Annotated in this window: 1 protein-coding gene; it reads right to left on the bottom strand. The window is 46.7% G+C overall.

What is annotated here, in order from left to right; all coding sequences use genetic code 11:
- The coding region (locus PSH54_RS20860) for an Ig-like domain-containing protein (protein WP_273607022.1) at nt 1-300 on the bottom strand (300 nt) is incomplete at both ends.

The following is a 300-nucleotide window of genomic DNA, read 5'->3' as shown; positions in this document are numbered from 1 at the left end:
GCTCATCAGTATTAACAACGTCATCGCCTGCTGCCATTTCAATGGTGGTTGCTGCGGTTTTATCGTGAATGGCTGTGTCTGTATCGGTTGCGGTATTGCCTGCAACATCACTTACGGTGGCTGTGGCTGTTAATGTACCGTCATCTAGCCCTGATAAATCAGCACCTGTAATTGTGTAGGCATTATTAATAACCGTCGCTTCAAAGCTGCGCTCATTACCCGCTGCATCCTTTACAACCACCGTGACTGTTTGGTTATCTTCAACGCCGGTTGTAGTTCCTGTAATTTCAACGCTTACGT

The sequence above is a fragment of the Pseudoalteromonas sp. Angola-30 genome (assembly GCF_028599215.1).
GTDB classification, from domain to species: Bacteria; Pseudomonadota; Gammaproteobacteria; order Enterobacterales; family Alteromonadaceae; genus Pseudoalteromonas; species Pseudoalteromonas atlantica.
This window is presented reverse-complemented; position numbering and strand designations above follow the sequence as displayed.